We start from the raw sequence: 20462 nt of genomic DNA, 5'->3' as shown, positions 1-20462 counted from the left end.
AATTTGGCGAGTGATTTCCTTCCTTGGCGCAGGCAGTTTAATATTATTAATTGGTTATTTGGCACCGTTGCCGCCTGCCCGCGAGGAAAGCGTCAATCAGGCACAAGAGTAGCCGCACATCTGGTTGGGCGAAATTGTGGCGTGAGCACTGTGGTTCTGTAGTAAACTGAACGCCATAAAAAGTAAATGACGATCGTCTTACTTTGAGCATTTTTTATAAAAGGTTAGTAAAGCAGATGGATAAGAGAGTAAGTATTCAGTGGTTCCCTGGGCATATGAATAAGGCCCGCAATGAAATCAAAGAAATCATGCCGCAGATGGATGTCGTCATTGAAGTGATTGACGCGCGTATTCCTTATAGCAGTGAAAATCCCATGGTCGCAGCATTACGCGGCGAAAAACCAGTCATCAAAATCCTGAACAAAGCCGACCTTGCTGACCCTGAATTGACCCAAGCATGGATGGACTATCTTGAGCAGCAAAGCGGTGTCAAAGCCATTGCTTGTGATACTGAAAAAGCCAATGATGTAAAGCGTATTATCGCCATCTGTAAACAACTTGTACCCAATAAAGTCGGCACCGGTCGCCAAATAAAAGCCATGATTATGGGTATTCCAAACGTTGGTAAATCAACGTTGATTAATACCTTAGCTGGACGCGCCGTGGCAAGAACCGGCGACGAGCCAGCGGTCACTAAGTCGCAGCAGCTGATTAAGCTTGACGATGACATCATGCTCTATGATACCCCCGGTATGCTATGGCCAAAGGTCGAAAATGAAAACTCTGGCTATCGCTTGGCGGCGACCGGCGGTATTCGTGATACCGCTTTTGACTTCGCTGATGTGGCCAGTTACACCGCTGAGTACTTGATGCATGCCTATCCTGAGCTGCTAAAAACTCGCTATAAAATTGAAGAGTTACCTAAGACAGATTGGGAGTTTTTTGAAGTTGCGGGACGTAATCGCGGCTGTGTACGTTCGGGTAATAAAGTCGATACTTACCGTATGTCTGAGATTCTGATTAATGAGCTGCGTAGTGGTAAGCTTGGGCGTATTACGCTTGAGACACCAGCCATGACGGAAGCTGAAGAAGTCGTCGTCGCTGAGCAACGTCTGGCTGCTGAAGAGAAAAGAATTGCTAAAGAAGAAGAAAAGCGCTTACGTCGATTAAAAACGCGGAAGAATCGTAAATAAATTGCATAAAGAATATTGGCTACTATGAATCCGTTAATACCCTCTGCTAAAACCATTCAGATTTATCTGCCAAAAGGTAATCCTCGCGGATTGCGCTTGGCAGAGATGACCACGCGTACGGTGCGTTTGATTGAGATTCCACGCATTCATATTGATGATTTTTTTGCGATGCCAGATGCCAATCAAGTTGGCTTATATTTTTTGATTGGTGACACCGACAGTATAGATAAGCCATTACTTTATATCGGGCAAACTGGCGATTTGAAAACTCGTCTCAATCAACATCATAAAAAAGACTTTTGGACGCGGGCTTTTGTCATGCTTTCAACCAATAATTCCATGACCCAAACCCATGCGCTGTATATGGAGCATAAAGCAATTGCCACTGCCCTTGACGTGGGGCGCTATGAGCTAAAAAATGGTAATAGTGGTAATAAGCCGCATACACCCGACCCATTAAAAGCTGACTGCGAAGAGTTGTTTCACACCCTTGATGTTTTACTATCAACCTTGGGTCAACCTATTTTTGAATCTTTAGCTATTCACGATAGCCTTTATAGCAACGAGACTGATGCACATAAACTGACCACACCCACTGATGTTAAAGTTAAAAAAACAGCTGAAATATCTCCAACGAAACCTATCCCAGTCCTGTTTTATTACAAGGTAAAAGATGGCGATGCACAAGGCTATTATGATGACGATGGCTTTGTAGTATTAGCAGGCTCTTTAATACGACAAACACAAACGTCATCAGCTCCACCATTTGTGGCTAAATTAAAAGAGAGTCTACTCAGTAGTGGCAAACTCATAGCGGTAAATGATACAAGCTATAAGCTCACTGAAAATCATTTATTTAAAACACCCAGTGGAGCCAGTTCTTTAGTGTCAGGTCGTTCGACTAACGGCTGGATTGAATGGAAAAATGCCGCAGGTCAAACTTTAGACAGCATCTATCGATAACGCCTTTAATCCCCACATGCGACCCTCATATAACTCTCATACTTTTTGAATTGCTCGCCCATCGCCTATGATAACCACTAATTTTAACCACATCACCTCTTCCCTAAACGCCTTCGCCCCACGCCTACTCGACTGGTTTGCCGAAAATGGTCGCCACGATTTACCTTGGCAACAGCATCAAACCGATACGCCAAACCCTTATATTGTTTGGCTATCCGAAGTCATGCTTCAGCAAACACAAGTGACCACTGTACTGCCCTACTTTGCCCGTTTTATGGAGTCGTTTCCGACGGTGCAAGATTTAGCAGCCGCAGATTGGGACACCATCGCTGAGCATTGGGCAGGTATGGGTTATTATGCCCGCGCGCGTAATTTGCATAAAGGTGCGAAGCAATTGGTTGAAGTTATTGATGAGACGGGCGATTTTCCGCAAACCTTAGCCGGTTGGGAAGCGATATCTGGCGTTGGCCCGTCGACTGCTGGGGCGATTATGGCGATGGGGCTACATCGTTATGGCGTCATCTGTGACGGTAATGTCAAACGCGTCCTGACACGCTGGGCAGCAATTGATGGCGATATAACTAAATCTGCCACCACTAAAGAGCTGTGGGCATTGGCAGAACGTTTAACCCCTAGGGAAAACTCAGGGTTATTTGCGCAAGCGATGATGGATATGGGCGCAACCTTATGTACTCGTAGCAAGCCTGCTTGTCTTTTGTGTCCGCTGCAAGATGATTGTATTGCCCATGCGCAAGGTCGCGAAACCGATTATCCAGTCAAAGCAAAAAAGCAGCCTAAACCCAGTAAGTATAGCAATGCGCTATTAATTAAAAATACGGATGGCAAAATACTGTGGTTACAGCGCCCCGATAACGGTATTTGGGGCGGACTATGGAGTTTGCCTTTGCAGTTTGTTGAAAAAATTGACGGTAAAATAAGTGGCAAAACAACTGCTAAAAATTCAGAAGCGAGCGATGATAAACCGTTAAAAGTTGCTAGCAATGAAAAAGTATATGAAACAGAATTTACCACTGCTGAGCAGATTATTAACGAGTGGCTGAATAACAATAAAATAGTTGCAAAAACAGTCAGTAAAACTTTATTAGACGATGCCCCTATTAAGCATTCGCTGACCCATTTTCATTGGTATTTAACACCGCAATCAGTCACTTTAAACGCTAAGCAAACTGCCGAAATGACCGAAGCCTTACAAGCGGCAGAGATTAATATTCATTGGTTAAATGCTAATGATGCTCAGGCAACCCTTGGGTTGCCACGAGCGATGGTTAAGATTTTAGAACAATAAGTGAATTCACTTAAATAAAATTCATAAAAAAAGCGACTCACAATGAATCATGAGTCGCTTTTTTTATTTAAGAAATACTAGAAGATTAAGACTTTGGCACACGCAAACGCATCAAGCCTTCTTGTTGTACCGTTGCTACCAATCGACCATCTTGCCAAAACTGCCCATGGTTTAAGCCCTTGGCATTAGACGTAGTATCACTCCACATGTCATACAATAGCCAATTATTCAAATCAAAATTGCGATGAAAATGCATCGAATGATCAATACTGGCCGCTTGTAAGCCGCTGGTCATAAAGCTAACGCCGTGTGACATCAGCCCTGTACCAACCAGATAAAAATCAGAAGAGAATGCCAACAGTGCTTGCTGAATAGCAATAGGCTGCTTGCCAAGCTCACGAATGCGCAACCAGTTCGCCTGTTTAGGCTTCATCGGCTCTGGATGAATCGGGTCACGCGGTTTGACCGGCTTAATCTCAACATGACGACGGCGCATAAAACGGGCTTTTAGCGCGTCTGGGACTTTTCCGACATACTCTTCTTTTAAATCCTGCTCGGCGAGCAAATCTTCAGGCGGCGGATAGACTGGCATATCTTCTTGATACTCCAAGCCTTCTTCCATCGGCGAAAACGAGGCAATCATCGAAAATATCACTTGCTCGATCGGCGCTTTGCCACGTACTTCTTTATATTGAATCGCCGTTACTTCGCGCGCAGACAGACTGCGACCGTCACGTAGGCGACGCACTTGATAAATCACCGGCTGATTGATGTCACCACCACGCAAAAAATAGCCATGCAGTGAGTGACAAGGCTTTTCTTGATCGAGTGTATGAGCCGCTGCCATGATCGCTTGCGCCAGCACTTGCCCACCAAAAATACGACTGCCAACATAGTCATGGCTCTTACCCTCAAAGACATCGGGGGTAACTTCAATAAGCGCTACAGTAGCCAGCAGCTCATCAATCAGTTGCGAATAATCGGACATGACGATATGTTTCCTTATTTTTATCAAAAACGCTAAGCATCTAAAAACGAGCCTCTAAAAACACGCACTCAACGATATCGATATGATATCGCGAAAGATCCTTTGCGGTTGAATGTAAAATAATTTGAAATCACTTGTTAGAAAGACACAAGGGAGATTCTAGAACAAAAAATACAGTTGTAGTAGCACGATGACTAAACATTCATTATTCGGCAAGAAGGCCAACATCTTACCCAAAATTGTGGGCTTTGGCTAGATAATAGCCACTTACTAGCCAGTCTCTGTCTCATGTATTGGGATAACAGATAAGATAGGCGAAATCCATTGTCATGAATCAATCATAAAAAAACGAGACGATTAAGCACCTCGTTTTTTTATCAGAATTTTAACTTATGGTTTTACTGCCACTAGCACGCGGATAGAGTCTGGCACTAGCGATAAATTACTCAAGGCTTGCTCGCCTTGGGCTTTTAGCTGCTCAAGACGCTCAATCTCTGCAGGACGGACGTTAGGATTGATGGTTTGCAGGTGCTTTAGGCGTTTGATTTCACGTGACCACTGCTGGCTAAAGCGGGCACTCGCTTGCTCACCAATCTCTGCAAGCTGCTGACGGGCAATGTCTTCTGCTTCATAATAACGCTGCTCAATCACATCGCCGCGCACTTTAATCACTTGGCGCGCACGGTTTTTATCCAAACGCTCAATATGCGGCATAATCATATCGGCGCTGATACGCGCGGATAAATCACTGCCCTGCTCACTGATAAACACACGGATATTTTGTGTGGTTAAAGTCGCTGGCAAATTGAGCAATCTTGGCGCAATGGCTTCAACGCGAAAATTCACTTCGAGCAACACCATGCCTTGTGGTACGGCAGCACTTTTTAACATCGCCACCGTAGTATTACCAAAGGTACTGGTACTTGCTAGCTCATAAATCGCGCGCATCAATGGATGCTCATGAGTGATAAATTCGATATCTTCATGCTGTAGCGCTTGCTCACGGTCAAAGGTCAAGGTCATGCCGTCTTCATCGCCAAGTGGCAAGCCATCGATATAATCACTAATCTCAGTGCTATCAATAGGGGCAATCACCCACGAGCCATCGCGTTGGATATTATGGTCAATATTGGCAGAAGCAAAGAAACGCTCGATAAACTGTGGCAATAGATTATGCCCATCAAAATCACGCATGGCATCAGCGATACGACCAGCCACACGGGGACGGCACGAGTTGTATTCTAATAGGCGATCACGACCCGCTTGTAGCTGTGCTTCCAGCCCCAATCGCGTCTGTTGTGCTTCTTCGATAATATCTTGCAAGGTCGTACGATTAGCATCGGTATCCGCGCCTTCAAGCATCGGCTTTAGGTCTTGAATATACTGCTCTTGCACGCTCTGTGCGGTCGGTGAAATCTGATTAAACATATTGAGCGCATCGTGATACCACTGATACAGTCGCTCTTGCGCCGTCCCTTGTACGTAAGGCACATGCAGCATAATCTGTTGGGTTTGTCCGATACGATCTAGGCGACCGATACGCTGCTCCAAGGTATCTGGATTGGCGGGTAAATCCCATAGTATCAGCTGGCTGGCAAACTGGAAATTACGACCTTCTGAGCCAATCTCCGAGCACAATAATATCTGTGCACCTTCACTGTCTGCGAAGAATGCGGCTGCTTGGTCACGCTCAAGCAATGTCATCTGCTCAGTAAAGATAGCCGTCTTAATGCCTGCATGCAGACGTAATACCGCCTCCAAGCTTTCAACGGTCGCGCCACTACGGGCAATCAATAGCACTTTTTTATGCTTAAGCTCACCGCGCAAAATATCAATCAACCAAGGCACACGTGGGTCGTCTTCTAGCCAGCCGCCGTCAGGTTGGTTTTCTTCGCCCCATAGCTGCTCGCGCAATTTACCATTGGTTTGATAGCTGTCTATCCACGCCTCAGGCAATGCCAGTGGATACGGCTGACTGCTACGACCATAAAACCCTTTGACACTCTCACGAGTATTACGGAATAAAATACGACCCGTACCGTGACGATCTAGTAGCTCGTTAAGGGCATGTGTGCGCAGTTTTTCGTCATCATTAATCGTTGCCAACTCATCAAGGCTGATGTCTAGCAAGCTGCTTAACGCGGCAATTTGACTGTCGCTCAAAGGCTTGTCTTCGATTAACACAGCAGCGACAGCAGCCGTTTCAGCAAAGGCTTCTTGACCATCGATAAACTCATCCAAATCATCAAAGCGATCTGGATCGAGCAAACGCAATCGAGCAAAGTGACTTTGCGCGCCAAGCTGCTCAGGCGTTGCCGTTAATAGCATCACCCCTGGCGTCTCTTCGGCAAAGTCAGCAATCAAGTCATATTTATCATTGCCGCCTTGTGCCTCATCCCAATGCAGATGATGCGCCTCATCGACCACCAATAAATCAAAACCAGCTTCCATCGCTTGGTCATATAAGTCAGGATGATCGAGCAATAGATCCATACCCGCAATGATACATTGCTCGGTGGCGAAGACGTTTTGTTCAGGATCGTGTTCTTTAATGGCTGCCGTACGTACCAAATCAAATAAAGCAAAGTTTAAGTTAAAGCGACGACGCAGCTCAATCATCCACTGATATTGCAAACTGTCTGGTACGAGGATAAGCACACGCTCAGCTTTACCCGTTAGCAGCTGTTGATGAATAATCAGACCCGCTTCGATGGTTTTACCCAGACCCACTTCGTCAGCGAGCAGCACACGCGGGGCGATACGTTTGCCAACTTCGTGAGCGATATAAAGCTGATGTTCAATAATATCGACGCGCGCGCCCATCAAACCTTTGAGTGGATGACCGGCCAGCGCCGATTGCATACGCAGGATATCTTGGCGCAGCTCATACCAATCGCCGCGCTCAATACGACCAGCAAGTAGACGCTCAAGCGGCTTAGCCAAGGTAATATTGGCAGCAAGGCGGGTTTCCATAATGCCGCGCTCATGCTCATCGACACCATATTTGAGTACACCCATGACCTCATCAACGGCATTGACCATGTAGCACTTGCCATCTTGGTCATAAATGCTGTCGCCGACCTTGAACACCACGCGTGATAATGGCGCAGAATTTTTGGCGTAGACGCGCGTCTCTTCACTTTGCGGGAATAAAATATGCACACAGCGGTCATCAACATCGATGACCACCCCCAAGCCAAGCTCAGACTCCGTATCAGATAAATAACGTTGACCAACGGCGAATTCAGTACTGTGCAATGAAGCAATAGAGATAGTCATAAGGCGATGTCTTTTGTACTCAGATAATAGGAAAAAATAGATAGCTCACAATGAGAGTCGCTAGGGTTGTCACTAGCGCGATATCATTCATCAGATATCACTCATCAATAGTCTGATAGGTCACCGGCCATACCGGCAGCATCAGTTTATTAGCTAGGTCGCAAGATAAAGCCGACCATTATATAACGTTAGCGGCTAGATGAGTGCGTTTAGTTGAGTTTTCAAGAGCAGATTCGTGCAAGATTACCGCAATGCCAAGCATAAGTTAGTCATATAAAACAAGAAGATAACGACTCGCAAGTAAAGAAAAAATATTGTCATTATAAAATTGCTTCTGTATTGTTAACAAATGCAATAGAACATTTCTTTTTTCTTACCTGAATTATCTGAACTGTCCAAACGCTCCTCTAAATATACCCTTTAAATACTCATTATTCGTCATTAACTGCTTTACGGTGTTCTTAAGCACAGCGTGGCTTTTTATAGTCTTTAAAATTATAGTCTTTAAAATTATAGTCCTTAAAGTTATGGCAATTAAATTTAATCAGTCGATTAAGTTATACCGCCATAACTTTTATACTTTTAGGTGTTTTGCCGTTATACATAGACCATTTTAATCAAAATTACACATAACCACCTGATTGATTGCGATCATTAGGGTCTGTTGAACATTCAAATGTTAGGACTGCTGATTGCTAAAATCGCACCAAATTAAGCGTAAACCGACGATAATGTCGAGACCTTAGCTAGGTTTACAACAACGTTTGGGGTGATTTTAGTATCAGCCTTTTAGGGCAGGGCTATTTTTTGCCAATACATAGCGAAATTGTCTAACCTAGAATGACTAGGCGTCAAAAATTTCACTGCGTATTGTCTAAAAAATAGACGCTGCCAGTACCACATTTGAATGTTCATCAGACCCTAAATTGTATTGGCAGTTTTTTTTGTGGTCACCATTATCCAACGACCATCACCACCATGAGTGCCTCCAAAAAAGTTGGCTTTTTTAATCAAGTCAGTACCCAAGTGACTACTATTCTATTTATTGCTTTTGCAATCGTACTCGCCGTCGTCGTTTATGTTGTTGATAAAGAAGGCTATGAGAAAATCCGCCTTGAATCTGCAAAACTGGTGGCTGAACGTGGTAATACGGCAGTCAATAGTATCTCTGCTGATATCAATCGGGTGATGCGTAGTGCGTTGCTGCTGCAACAAAGCGCACAAACCTTGCCAACAGAAGAGGCGATTTTACAAGCCAGTACCGCCAATGCCTTTGATAAGCGTGATTATAGTTTGTTAGGCAGTGGTGGTATTTGGCCTGATAACGGTGCGCTTGGGGCAAATACTGCTACCCACCCGTTCCTGATGGTACGTCAAAACGGCGATTATCAAGCGGTGTTGAGCGACCCAAATCCAGCCAATCCTTATTATCAGGAAGATTGGTTTAGCGTCTTAAAGCTGCTCAAACCCGAGAGCTGTATCTGGAACCATGTACGCGCGAGCCAAACCAAAGGCGAGCTGGCGATGAGCTGCGGTGTGGCAATCGAGCGTGACAATCAGTTTTGGGGTGCCAGTACGGTCAACTTTACCCTAAACCAGCTACAAGAAAACATCGTTCAGTTAAGTGAAAGCTCAGGTTCAGGTTACATTCTACTCTTGGATAACAGTGACAAGGTTATCGCTTCTTCTAACCCTGAACGCTTGAGCTATATTGATGAAAAGACAGGCACGCCACTTGATATTAAGCAAGTTATCAACTCAGACCCTGCTTGGCAACCGGTGCTTGATTTCTTAGATGTCCAACGTAACGAGACTATTGAGCAAGTTGCTGCTAGCGTATCGCCGCAAGTACAGCAAGTATTGAATACGATTGATAAAGCAGAAACGGGTGATTCCAAAGGTTATTATTTGGTCAATTATGCCGCTTATCTCAATAATAGCGAAAACAAGCAAAACGCTATGGATAGTCGCTTATTGCAGAGCTTTGAGCTGACTAAAGACAACTTCTACAACGGCAGTCAAGCGTACGTGTTTGAGATTCCTGAGACCTATTGGAAGCTTATCGTTGTCCAGCCTGATGCTGAAATTAACGCTATCGCCGATAATCTCAGTGAAAACTTGATTAACTGGATTGCCTTGGCGCTATTAATCACAGCGGGTGTGATTTACTTTATGCTGACATTCTTGGCATTCAAACCGTTGAAAGAAACCACCGATAAAATCTCTAAAGCGGAAAACCTGATTAACAATAAGCAATATAATAAGCTAAGCGAGGTTAAATTCGCTGAAGGTCGCAACGAGATTGGACTGGTAAACGGCTCTATTAATGACCTATTAGGCCGTATCCAATCTAACGAAGGTAAGCTTGCCAATATCAATCAGCAGCTAGAGATTAAAGTCGAAGAACGTACCGCTGAGCTGCAAGATACGCTAAAAGAGCTGAAAAACTCTCAGCTGCAATTGATTCGTTCAGAAAAAATGGCGACGTTAGGTCAAATGGTTGCGGGTGTTGCTCATGAAGTAAATACGCCATTATCTTATGTGCAAAACAACCTTGAAATTATCGGTCAGTTGACTGAGCAATACGAAGAGCTGATTGAACTGGTACAAGGGTTAAAAGCCGTTAAAACGGATGCCGCTGCTGATGGCAAAATTGATAAGCTATTGGCAGATATCGTCCGTGCTTCCGATGAAATCCAAGAAGATGACTTGTCGTCTGAGCTAAAAGAGCTGATTAAAGATTCACTCTTTGGCGTTGAGCAAATCACTGAAATGGTGTTAAACCTACGTAATTTTGCCCGCCTTGATGAGTCAAAAGTGAAAACCATCGATGTACGCGAGTGTATCGAAGCGTCATTGAAAATCGCTGGCAACTCTATCAGACATCAAGAAATTGTCACAGACTTTGCCCCAACGCCTGAGATTAAATGCTCGCCGTCACAGATTAACCAAGTCTTGGTCAACCTATTGAATAACGCTGCGCAAGCTATGGGAGAAAAACCGGATGGCAAAATCGAAGTGCGGACGCGCTCTGATGACAGCAATGTCTATATCGATGTCAGCGACAACGGCAAAGGTATGAGCACAGAGATTCTCAATCAAATCTTTGAGCCGTTCTTTACCACTAAGGGCGCAGGCGAAGGTACTGGACTTGGTATGGCCATCAGTCAGCAGATTATGGAGCAGCATAATGGCGACATTCAAGCGGTCTCGACCGAAGGCGTTGGCACCACCTTTACCTTAACGCTACCGATTGATAATGACTTAACGGAACAAAGCCTAGCAGCGTAAACGCTAGGTTCTGTCTTATTATAATTGATATTTTAATGATTATATAAAGCTATAGCACTATTATTCATCATAAGGATACCATCATGAATGAATTTGAAATGGAAACCCCTAGCACGGAGTTAGGGTCTGAACCAAAGCCAAAACTGGCATTTATTGACGACGAACAACGCATTTTACGTTCGATGAAACTGCTGTTTCGTAAAACGCATGACGTTTTTATCACCACTGACCCGACTGAATATATCGACTATATCAAAAACAACCACGTACACGTGGCGGTCAGTGACCAGCGTATGCCTGAGCGCGTTGGTGTCGATATCTTGCGCGAAGTCAAAGAAGTATCGCCGTCTACCATGCGTATCTTATTGACCGGTTATGCTGATTTGAACGCGATTATCGGCTCTATTAACGATGGAGAGATTTATCGTTATTTGACCAAACCTTGTAAATCTGAAGAGCTGCTTGCCGTCGTCGGTCGCGCCACCGAAATAGCTTTGACCTATAATCCAGACGAAGACGCTGAACAATTCGACAGCTCAGGCAACAAACAAACGCTATTGGTCATCGATGAAACCAACGATCTGATTGAGCAAATACGTAAGCAGTTTTCGAACAGCTATAGAGTCCTGCATGCTAAAGGCTTAGAAGAAGCTTATGATTATTTGGCGAATGAAGATATCGGTGTTTGTATTACCGACATCAATGTCAGCGGCGAGAACATCGCGCCGATTATCTTTACCTTGAAACAAGATGCGCCGCACTTGGTGGTTTTAGTACAAACTGAATTCCAAGATGCAGGCTTGTTGATTGATTTGATTAATAAAGGTCAGGTCTATCGCTGCTTACCAAAACCAATGCGCGCTAGCCTCCTTGAGATTAGCGTCAACCGTGCGTTCCAGCATCATACAAAACTGAAAGCCAGTCCTGAATTGGTTAAGCGCTATGAAGTCGAGCACGACCCTGAAAACGATGTGCGTATTGATTTAAGCAGTCGCGTACGTAGTCTAATAGGTAAATTGCGTAAGCGTTTCTCTTTATAAGCGTAAAAGCGACGTAAGCACAAAAACGACTGTCTCAAAAAATAAAACCTCTATTTCAATAAAATAGAGGTTTTTTGCTGGACGCTTTTTGACGGGGTTTTTTGACTAAAGACTGCAACGTGCTATAGTCAAAATATCCTAAAAGCGCTGCGGTATTGCTGATATCAATTTTTCGTAGACTCTGTCTGCGCAGGTACAGCAAGCAAGAAAAATGGATATCAGCGGTGCGTGATGTTTCGATATTACTTTTCACTGACCATACATTAAGCCGATGACCATCTATACGACAATAATAAATAAGGAATAACCATGCAAGCCGTTTTTTTAGATAAAGGTACGTTTTCTGATGGCGTCGACTTGCCAGCACCGACAGGCATCAGTGATTATGTGACTTATGATGATACGCCAAAAGACAATGACGTTATTTTGGCGCGCTGCAAAGACGCTGATATTATCATCACCAATAAAGTCCAAATCAATGCTGACGTCATTGCTAAACTACCCAAGCTTAAACTTATCCAGCTGACAGCGACAGGTATGAATAATGTCGATCAAGACGCTTGTACTAAGCACAATATTGCGCTGTATAACGTTGCCGGTTACGCGGTCAAAAGCGTGCCCGAGCATACCTTTATGCTGATGCTAACTGCCATGCGCGCCAGCATTCACTATCATCAAAAAGTGGTCGATGGTACTTGGCAAGGTAACGGTAATTTCTGCCTACTGGATATTCCACTGATAGATTTGGAAGATAAAACGCTGGGAATTATCGGCGTCGGTACTATCGGTAAGCGCGTCACCGAGATTGCCCGTGCCTTTGGTATGAGCGTATTGTGGGCAGAACATCAAGACCGTACGCCGCGTAATGAGGATTATACGGCGTTTGAAGAGGTACTGGCGCAGTCTGATGTGCTGAGCTTACATTGTCCATTAAACGAGCAAACCCAGCACCTTATTAATGCAGATACTCTGGCAAAAATGGCTAAGCAACCACTTATCGTCAACGTTGCTCGTGGCGGCGTTGTCGATAGCCAAGCGCTGACCGATGCCATTAATAGCGAGCAAATCATCGGTTATGCTAGCGACGTGTTTGAGCAAGAACCTATCACCGACGAGGATCCACTACTCAGCATTAGTGATCATCCCCGCGTCATCTTTAGCCCGCATAACGCTTGGGGCAGCAAAAGCGCGCAAGAGACCCTATGGGAAATGCTAAGTAAACAAGTTGCTGATTTTATCAATAAGCACTAAATGGCAACCAATAAAAGATCGTGAACAAAGAACTGCCGTTAAGAATGGGCGCTAACGCACTTAACGGCTAAAACGTAACCAGTCGTCTTTTATTTTACGGTACTTGAGCATGATGCGGTCGCTGACATAGTTGTTGGTCACGTGCCAAGGATAACGATCACCTTGCTTGGGCAGCTCATCTTGCGCCCGCTGCACATAGCCCGCCGATAGTGCACCCATCACCGTATCAGGCTGAACCTGCACTTTTTCGTGCTTGGTCTCAGCTTTTGGCACAGCGACCTGATAGCGATGGCTCTGCATATGCTCAAGTAGCCGTACGACATACTGACAGCCCAAGTCGATCTTTAGCGTCCACGAGGCGTTAATATAACCGAACAACACGGCCATATTCGGCACACCCTCAACTAAGACTGCTTTATACGTCATGCGTGCGCCCACATCGACAGGCTGACCATCGATATATAAGGCTGCACCGCCGAGCATTTGCAACTTCAATCCGGTTGCGGTGACAATAATGTCAGCATCGAGATGTTTGCCTGACTCAAGCATGATACCCGTTTTGGTGAAGTGGCTGATTTGATCAGTGACTACCGCGGCTCGTTTGCTATGCAAGGCATTAAATAAATCACCATCTGGCACCGCACATAGTCGCTCATCCCACGGATTGTAAGCCGGTACAAAATGATCAACCTTCACGCCACTACCCTTTAGCTCTTTTTTTACGCCATGGGTTAACAGCGCTTTTAACACTTTCGGTGCGTGGGTAGCAAATTGATAAACACCTTGCTGTCTTAAGACGTTACGCGTCCGCAGCAGCGTATAAGCTTGCTGTTTTGATAAAGGCGAAAATTTAGCAGACAGCCAGTCAAGCGCATAATCATCACCGGGTACGCTTGCCACATAAGTCGGCGAACGTTGCAGCATCGTGACATGGCGCACGCATTGACCATCGTCTTTATTGACCATCGCAGGCAGCAAGGTCATTGCTGTAGCGCCGCTACCGATAATGACCACTTTTTTATCATCATAATCGACATTCTGCCAATGCTGCGGATGGACAATACGACCTTGGAAATCTTCTTCCTTTTCAAAATACGGTTGATAGCCTTGCTCGTAGTCGTAATAGCCCGTGGCACCGACGACGAAGTTGGCACTCAAGGTAGACATCTCGCCGCTTGCATGATTTTTAATCGTGGCTGACCACCGTTGATCGCGACTGGACCACGACAATTGCAGGACTTCATGCTGATAGCGAATATGTTCCGACACGCCAAATTCGCATGCCGTATCAGCGATATAGCGCTTAATATCCTCACCCGCTGCCAGCATGCGATGATCCAACCACGGTCTAAAGCTATAGCCAAAGGTCAAAGCGTCAGAATCTGAGCGAATACCAGGATAAGTGAATAAATCCCACGTGCCGCCTAAATCTGAGCGTTTTTCTAACACGATAAATGGCGGCGTTTTTGGGTCCATACGTGGTTGCTTCTTTGGCTTGCGTTGTTGTAAATGGCAGGCCATGCCGATGCCAGCAATCCCTGCACCAATGATGAGAACATCACAATCTACTGGCGGCGTTGCTGGTGATTTTTTGCGTTTAAAGCGCTGGCTAATGGCTTGTTTGGTTGCAGTCATATCAAGCATAATACGTTCCTTGTTTTTACATGACGGGTTTTAATTTGCATGATGACTTTTACATTATTAATTTAGGGTCTGTTGAACATTCAAATGTGGCACTGGCAGTGGCTATTTTTTAGACAATACGCAGTGAAATTTTTGATGCCTAGTCATTCTAGGTTAGACAATTTCGCCATGTATTGGCAAAAAATAGTCCTGCCCCTGCTTCTGTACTTGGGGCTGATGCTAAAATCACTCCAAACGTTGTTGTAAACCTAGCTAAGGTCTCGACATTATCATCGGTTTACGCCTAGTTTAGTGTGATTTTTGCGATCAGCAGTCCTAGCATTTGAATGCTCAATAGATCCTAATAACAGAGCTTTTAAAAAGGGCTGGGGCTTTCCCAATCCATCCACGCGCCAAGCGTAGGATGTTTGAGGCGCAATTGCTGTGCATGCAGGTTGAGCCGCGGTGCAATCGTTAGGGCCTCCCCTTCAGCATAAATGGGATCGCCAATCATGACGTGACCGACGTGTACCATATGGACACGTAACTGATGGCTACGACCGGTGACTGGCTTTAGCATCACGCGCGTGACCGTCTGACCATTGCAGTCTTCATGCGCCAGTACTTCATACAAAGTGAGCGCGTGCTTTGACCAGTCGTGGTCGACGATATGGCGCGGTTTGGTGCTTGGCTCATAGCGCACTGGCACTGAGATTTTACCCGTTGCCCCTACGCTTTCCCACGCGCCAAAAACCCGTGCTTGGTACTTCTTTTGTGGTAACCGTTCAATAAATTGCTTACTGATATTGGTTTGTGCCTCGGCATTTTTTGCAAAAATGAGCAGCCCTGAGGTATCCATATCCAATCGATGAATCAATTTAACCGCCGGATTGGCACGTTCAAGCCGCGCGAGCAAACTCACCTTTAGGGTTTTACCATCGACACTCAATAGTCCTGCTGGCTTATCGACCACCCAGATGTCATCATCTTCATAGACGGTAACGGCTTGCGCAAATTCTTGAAAAAATTCAAGCGGATAGTCCTTTTCTTGGGCGTTAAGGGTCAGGATTTTGTCGTCAGTAAAAGGCATAAAAAAAGCTACTTATATTATTGGACTTAAATTATATTATTGGATTTAAAGTTGGGGACTAGCGTGTATCAAAAAGCCAAGCTGACAATAGCATCTGAATTGAATTATCTACACTGAAGTATACAAACTGAATACTGACACTAAGTCTTTTAGCTAACGTTGAAACTGAAACTGAGCATAAAAACAATCTTAGCGCACAAAGCCAAGGTCAGGTGTGAGTGCAAAACTAAAATGACAACAGAGGATGCAAGTGACAGATAGAACATAACCTGTTTAGTTATGTTTCGATTTATTGTGCTAATAGTAATTGTTAAGCAATTTAACCAGCTGGCGTCTGCCAATCGTTGCCAAACATGTTAATATAATGGCACATTTTCACCCCTTCTAAACAATTCTTTGACCACCAACTGATTTATTATTAAACCGATATATAGGTCGATGAGTGGTGATAGAAGTAATAAAACAAGAGAGATAAAATTATGTCAGACCTTATTGTACATACTACCGATACAGACTTTGATCAAGACGTTCTACAATCAGACGTACCTGTACTAGTAGACTTCTGGGCTCCATGGTGTGGTCCTTGTAAAGCCATCGCCCCTATTTTAGAAGATCTAGCGACTGAGTACCAAGGTAAAGTTAAAATCGTCAAAGTAGACGTAGACAACAACCCACAAGCGGCTAGCCGTTTTGGTATTCGTAACATCCCAACGCTATTTGTATTCAAAGATGGCGAAAAAGTTGATTCAGTAATGGGCCTACAGCCAAAAGCTGAATTGGCTAAAGTACTAGACAAGCATTTATAAGTTGAATTTTCTCGCTTCAGACTATCTTGAGCGGGTAAAATAGAATAACTGAGAAAGCCATTATCTGACTAAGATAGTGGCTTTTTTGCTTGTTTTTTGTGCAAAAAACTCGATAATGTGACTTTTTTGGCAAAATTTATTGACAACGCTATTGTGAAGACCGTATAGTCTGCTGACAAGAGAAAACCAACTGTTTTCCTAAGTATCTTGTCGCTATTCTCCTCGTGTTTATCAACAAAAACACAATCGTCATTATAAACACCATTGCTGAACAAAATGACTAAACGCAATTACTGATATTGAGTTTTTGACGCAGACTCTTATGTAGCCTTTTTTATCCTTATTTCTTATTACCTTGCCTCCGATGATGGCAATGCGTACATAAGCAGACATATAAAACCAAAACTACATAAACTACAGCGCTGTGCACACACCCATATCATCATATTACCGTTATTTTAATCACTGTCGTGACTTGTGCTGCTAATGGCATCTCTCATCTGATCAATTGCTAATGACCTATCTATGAATCTTACTGAATTAAAGAAAAAATCAATCGCTGAGCTATTGGCTATCGCCAAAGAAATGGGTCTTGATAATATGGCTCGTAGCCGTAAACAAGACATTATCTTTGCTATCCTAAAAACCCATGCTCGTAACGGTGAAGCCATCTACGGTGATGGTGTGCTTGAGGTTCTCCCTGATGGTTTTGGCTTTTTGCGCTCCTCCGAAGGCTCTTATTTGGCAGGCCCTGATGATATCTATGTCAGCCCAAGTCAAATCCGTCGCTTTAGCCTAAAAACGGGTGACAGTATCGCTGGCACCATTCGCCCGCCCAAAGATTCTGAACGTTATTTTGCGCTATTAAAAGTTGGCGAAATCAACTTTGATACGCCAGATCGCTCACGTCATAAGCTTATCTTTGAGAACCTGACACCCCTATTCCCAACTGAGCATTTAAAACTTGAGCTTGGTAACGGAACCACTGAAGATTTGACTGGTCGTATCATCGACTTGATCGCACCGATTGGTAAAGGTCAGCGTTCTATCATCGTCGCACCGCCAAAAGCGGGTAAAACGATGTTGCTACAGACCATCGCGCAATCAATCACTCGTAATAATCCTGAATGCTATTTGATCGTACTATTGATTGATGAGCGTCCAGAAGAAGTGACCGAGATGGTACGTACGGTACGCGGTGAAGTGGTCGCCTCTACCTTTGATGAGCCTCCACAGCGTCACGTACAAGTTGCTGAAATGGTCATCGAAAAGGCCAAGCGTTTGGTTGAACACAAGCAAGACGTGGTGATTTTACTTGATTCAATTACGCGTCTAGCACGTGCTTATAATACGGTTATCCCATCGTCAGGCAAAGTGTTGACGGGTGGTCTGGATGCCAATGCCCTAGAACGTCCAAAACGTTTCTTTGGTGCTGCGCGTAACGTTGAAGAAGGTGGTAGTTTGACCATTATTGCCAGTGCATTGATTGATACTGGAAGTAAGATGGATAGCGTTATTTTTGAAGAGTTTAAGGGAACGGGTAACCAAGAGATCACGCTTGAGCGTGACTTGGCTGAAAAACGTGTCTTCCCTGCGATTAATATCAAAAAATCTGGTACACGCCGCGAAGAGCGTTTGCTAGACGAAGACAAACTACGTAAGGTTTGGATTTTACGCAAATTGCTGCAGCCGATGGATGGTGTACAAGCCACTGAATTTTTATTGGATCGCTTAAAAGAAGCGAAAACCAATGACGAGTTCTTTGAGCAAATGAAACGTAAATCTCAAAACTAATCGTCTTATCGTTGCTATTATACAAAAAGACCGCTTGCTTATAAGCGGTCTTTTTTCTGACTCACATAAGTAATAGAGATGAAAACAGTTAGCGTATTATCGAATCAAATACAATAAACCTCATCAAAAGCACTACCATCGATACAGTGAAGCAACATATTTTACACTCTATTTGCAAAGGTTAGCGTTTTTACCACGACTAGAAAGGTATTAAACGACTACTATGAAAAGTAGTAAAACGTATTCAAAAATATCGTGTATATTGTATTTTTAATTTAACAACTTAACAGGTGACATTATGAAATTTGCTAAAACATTTGCAATGACAGCTATTACTAGCTCAGCACTAATCATGACTGGTTGTAACTCAGGTCCATACGGCAATGCAAGCAACACTGTAAAAGGTGCGACTGCTGGCGCTGCTGCTGGTGCCCTTATCAGAAGCAAAGGCGATAGCAAAGATATCGCACGTGGCGCACTAGCTGGTGCAGCACTTGGTGGTGCTGGTGGTTACATCTATGACCAAACCAAATAATTGGTTATAAATATCGAAGCTATTAAGCGATAGCGGTAAGAATAAAAAGCCTGCAAATCATTGCAGGCTTTTTTGTGTCTAATAGATCATTGATGACTTTAAGAATATTCTTACAACGCGCTACTATCTCACAATGCGCCACTAAAGGTATCACAAGTCTGCACACTGCCACTCTCTAGACCACGAGTGAACCATTGAACGCGCTGTTGACTGGTACCATGAGTAAAGTTATCAGGAACTACCGCTCCACCGCTAGCACGTGCCAGACGATCATCACCGATTTGGCTGGCAGCATTGATGGCTTCATCTATATCGCCTGCTTCTAAGAACTGGACACGCGCTTGGTTACGCTGCGCCCATACCCCTGCGAAGCAATCAGCTTGTAGTTCTTGTAACACGGAGAGCTTATTGGCTTCTGCACGCGTGACTTGACGACTGGCTTCACTGACCTGCTGAGTAATACCCAATAGTGTCTGTACATGGTGGCCGACTTCATGTGAAATCACATAGGCTTGGGCAAAGTCACCTGCCTTACCTTCATTATCTTGACCACCAGAGTCTTGCTGATCACCTGCGATGCCTAGATTTTGACGCATCTCTACGAAAAAAGACGTATCTAAATAAACCGTCTGGTCACCTGGACAATAAAAAGGTCCTGTCGCTGCCGTGGCACTGCCACAGGCTGAACTGACTTGTCCATTAAAAAGAATTAACGACGGTTCCTGATAAGTACTACCGCCCTCATTAAATATTTGATGCCACACTTCTTCTGTATCAGCGAGCACGACTTTCACAAACTGTGTATCACGGTCATCACTGGTCGCCGGCTCAGTCGAGGTATTACTACCACCGGCCACTACTTGACCCGTCTGTAAGGCTGTCATGGGGTTGACCCCAAACACTAACCACAAAATACCCGCGATAATAATACCGCCAATACCACCACCGATCATCTTGCCACCGCCGCTACTCGTACGTACGTTGGAGCTGCCTCGTCTGCCTTGCCATTTCATAATCTTACTCCAGAAACATACGATACATCCTGCTATTCGTATGGATAGTTATTCATGTTATATAATTTTTGAATCGCTTTTGCTACAACCATGCTTGTTAGTTATCTAAAGCTTGGTCCTATTTGTATCATTTCTTTTTGCAATACTTACCTATCCTTAACAATATTTACCTAGCCTTAATAAGACATTAATTTTATGCCTGTACTATTTAAGGTAATCCGTCTAAGCATATATATTTAAAAGAAAATATTAAACAATAATGGACGTTTATTGGGTCTAAAAACAGCTTG

The 20462-nt window shown here is 44.2% G+C and carries 14 protein-coding genes; 9 read left to right on the top strand and 5 right to left on the bottom strand.

All coding sequences use genetic code 11. The annotated features are described in order from the left end of the window. Window positions 1–236: 236 nt before the first annotated feature. From ylqF to mutY, 3 genes are all read left to right on the top strand, one after another. A complete protein-coding gene (ylqF, locus tag AAEY80_RS07610) occupies window positions 237–1193 on the top strand; it encodes a ribosome biogenesis GTPase YlqF (RefSeq protein ID WP_025651538.1) in 957 nt (318 codons plus the stop codon). A 24-nt stretch (window positions 1194–1217) separates the two neighbouring features. Further along, entirely contained in the window at window positions 1218–2156 is a 939-nt protein-coding gene (locus AAEY80_RS07605) for a GIY-YIG nuclease family protein (protein WP_037025955.1), read from the top strand. Window positions 2157–2223: 67 nt separating this feature from the next. Then, the gene (mutY, locus tag AAEY80_RS07600; protein WP_350588142.1) at window positions 2224–3462 is read left to right on the top strand and encodes an A/G-specific adenine glycosylase; all 1239 of its coding nucleotides are present in this window, start codon (window positions 2224–2226) and stop codon (window positions 3460–3462) included. 85 nt (window positions 3463–3547) lie between these two features. Here the strand turns inward: mutY and AAEY80_RS07595 are convergent, their stop codons facing one another. Together AAEY80_RS07595 and rapA are read right to left on the bottom strand one after the other, a co-directional pair. Next, the gene (locus tag AAEY80_RS07595; protein ID WP_025651536.1) at window positions 3548–4450 is read right to left on the bottom strand and encodes an acyl-CoA thioesterase; all 903 of its coding nucleotides are present in this window, start codon (window positions 4448–4450) and stop codon (window positions 3548–3550) included. A 390-nt stretch (window positions 4451–4840) separates the two neighbouring features. Continuing rightward, window positions 4841–7729 (bottom strand): RNA polymerase-associated protein RapA, encoded by a 2889-nt coding sequence (rapA, locus tag AAEY80_RS07590; protein WP_201617419.1) that lies wholly within the window; start codon window positions 7727–7729, stop codon window positions 4841–4843. A 978-nt stretch (window positions 7730–8707) separates the two neighbouring features. Between rapA and AAEY80_RS07585 the strand changes: the two genes are divergently transcribed. The 3 genes from AAEY80_RS07585 to AAEY80_RS07575 all read left to right on the top strand — a co-directional run bounded on the left by AAEY80_RS07585 (window position 8708) and on the right by AAEY80_RS07575 (window position 13311). Beyond that, the gene (locus AAEY80_RS07585) at window positions 8708–11020 is read left to right on the top strand and encodes a sensor histidine kinase (protein ID WP_025651533.1); all 2313 of its coding nucleotides are present in this window, start codon (window positions 8708–8710) and stop codon (window positions 11018–11020) included. Between the two features lie 83 nt (window positions 11021–11103). Next, complete coding sequence (locus AAEY80_RS07580; RefSeq protein ID WP_025651532.1) at window positions 11104–12060, top strand: response regulator; 957 nt, start codon at window positions 11104–11106, stop codon at window positions 12058–12060. A gap of 309 nt (window positions 12061–12369) precedes the next feature. Beyond that, a complete protein-coding gene (locus AAEY80_RS07575) occupies window positions 12370–13311 on the top strand; it encodes a D-2-hydroxyacid dehydrogenase (RefSeq protein ID WP_101210944.1) in 942 nt (313 codons plus the stop codon). Window positions 13312–13371: 60 nt separating this feature from the next. Here AAEY80_RS07575 and AAEY80_RS07570 read toward each other — a convergent pair whose 3' ends face one another. Then, window positions 13372–14955 carry a flavin-containing monooxygenase gene (locus AAEY80_RS07570; RefSeq protein WP_101210943.1) on the bottom strand — a complete coding sequence of 528 codons (1584 nt, stop codon included), beginning with the start codon at window positions 14953–14955 and terminating at the stop codon, window positions 13372–13374. 355 nt (window positions 14956–15310) lie between these two features. Beyond that, on the bottom strand, window positions 15311–16024 hold the full coding sequence (locus tag AAEY80_RS07565; protein ID WP_201578124.1) for an RluA family pseudouridine synthase: 714 nt from the start codon (window positions 16022–16024) through the stop codon (window positions 15311–15313). Window positions 16025–16503: 479 nt separating this feature from the next. On the opposite strand from AAEY80_RS07565, the gene trxA reads away from it, so the two are divergent. The 3 genes from trxA (at window position 16504) to AAEY80_RS07550 (ending at window position 19159) form a co-directional block, all read left to right on the top strand. After that, window positions 16504–16830 (top strand): thioredoxin, encoded by a 327-nt coding sequence (gene trxA, locus AAEY80_RS07560; RefSeq protein WP_057761928.1) that lies wholly within the window; start codon window positions 16504–16506, stop codon window positions 16828–16830. Between the two features lie 525 nt (window positions 16831–17355). Continuing rightward, window positions 17356–18624 (top strand): transcription termination factor Rho, encoded by a 1269-nt coding sequence (gene rho, locus AAEY80_RS07555; protein WP_055125334.1) that lies wholly within the window; start codon window positions 17356–17358, stop codon window positions 18622–18624. A gap of 298 nt (window positions 18625–18922) precedes the next feature. Beyond that, a complete protein-coding gene (locus AAEY80_RS07550) occupies window positions 18923–19159 on the top strand; it encodes a YMGG-like glycine zipper-containing protein (RefSeq protein WP_025651525.1) in 237 nt (78 codons plus the stop codon). A 128-nt stretch (window positions 19160–19287) separates the two neighbouring features. Here AAEY80_RS07550 and ypfJ read toward each other — a convergent pair whose 3' ends face one another. Then, on the bottom strand, window positions 19288–20172 hold the full coding sequence (gene ypfJ / locus AAEY80_RS07545; protein ID WP_173240031.1) for a KPN_02809 family neutral zinc metallopeptidase: 885 nt from the start codon (window positions 20170–20172) through the stop codon (window positions 19288–19290). Window positions 20173–20462: the final 290 nt, after the last annotated feature.

Source organism: Psychrobacter sp. 78a-MNA-CIBAN-0178 (assembly GCF_040309625.1).
Classification (GTDB): domain Bacteria; phylum Pseudomonadota; class Gammaproteobacteria; order Pseudomonadales; family Moraxellaceae; genus Psychrobacter; species Psychrobacter okhotskensis.
Note: the sequence above shows the minus strand (reverse complement) of the source record. Positions and strands in the feature narration are given on the sequence as shown.

What these genes read in the sequence shown, in the direction of transcription:
- AAEY80_RS07580 (WP_025651532.1), top strand. Translation starts at nt 11,104, where the DNA reads ATGAATGAATTTGAAATGGAAACCCCTAGCACGGAGTTAGGGTCTGAA.
- mutY (WP_350588142.1), top strand. Translation starts at nt 2,224, where the DNA reads ATGATAACCACTAATTTTAACCACATCACCTCTTCCCTAAACGCCTTC.
- rho (WP_055125334.1), top strand. Translation starts at nt 17,356, where the DNA reads ATGAATCTTACTGAATTAAAGAAAAAATCAATCGCTGAGCTATTGGCT.
- rapA (WP_201617419.1), bottom strand. Translation starts at nt 7,729, where the DNA reads ATGACTATCTCTATTGCTTCATTGCACAGTACTGAATTCGCCGTTGGT.
- AAEY80_RS07575 (WP_101210944.1), top strand. Translation starts at nt 12,370, where the DNA reads ATGCAAGCCGTTTTTTTAGATAAAGGTACGTTTTCTGATGGCGTCGAC.
- AAEY80_RS07585 (WP_025651533.1), top strand. Translation starts at nt 8,708, where the DNA reads ATGAGTGCCTCCAAAAAAGTTGGCTTTTTTAATCAAGTCAGTACCCAA.
- AAEY80_RS07570 (WP_101210943.1), bottom strand. Translation starts at nt 14,955, where the DNA reads ATGCTTGATATGACTGCAACCAAACAAGCCATTAGCCAGCGCTTTAAA.
- AAEY80_RS07595 (WP_025651536.1), bottom strand. Translation starts at nt 4,450, where the DNA reads ATGTCCGATTATTCGCAACTGATTGATGAGCTGCTGGCTACTGTAGCG.
- AAEY80_RS07565 (WP_201578124.1), bottom strand. Translation starts at nt 16,024, where the DNA reads ATGCCTTTTACTGACGACAAAATCCTGACCCTTAACGCCCAAGAAAAG.
- AAEY80_RS07605 (WP_037025955.1), top strand. Translation starts at nt 1,218, where the DNA reads ATGAATCCGTTAATACCCTCTGCTAAAACCATTCAGATTTATCTGCCA.
- ylqF (WP_025651538.1), top strand. Translation starts at nt 237, where the DNA reads ATGGATAAGAGAGTAAGTATTCAGTGGTTCCCTGGGCATATGAATAAG.
- trxA (WP_057761928.1), top strand. Translation starts at nt 16,504, where the DNA reads ATGTCAGACCTTATTGTACATACTACCGATACAGACTTTGATCAAGAC.
- ypfJ (WP_173240031.1), bottom strand. Translation starts at nt 20,172, where the DNA reads ATGAAATGGCAAGGCAGACGAGGCAGCTCCAACGTACGTACGAGTAGC.
- AAEY80_RS07550 (WP_025651525.1), top strand. Translation starts at nt 18,923, where the DNA reads ATGAAATTTGCTAAAACATTTGCAATGACAGCTATTACTAGCTCAGCA.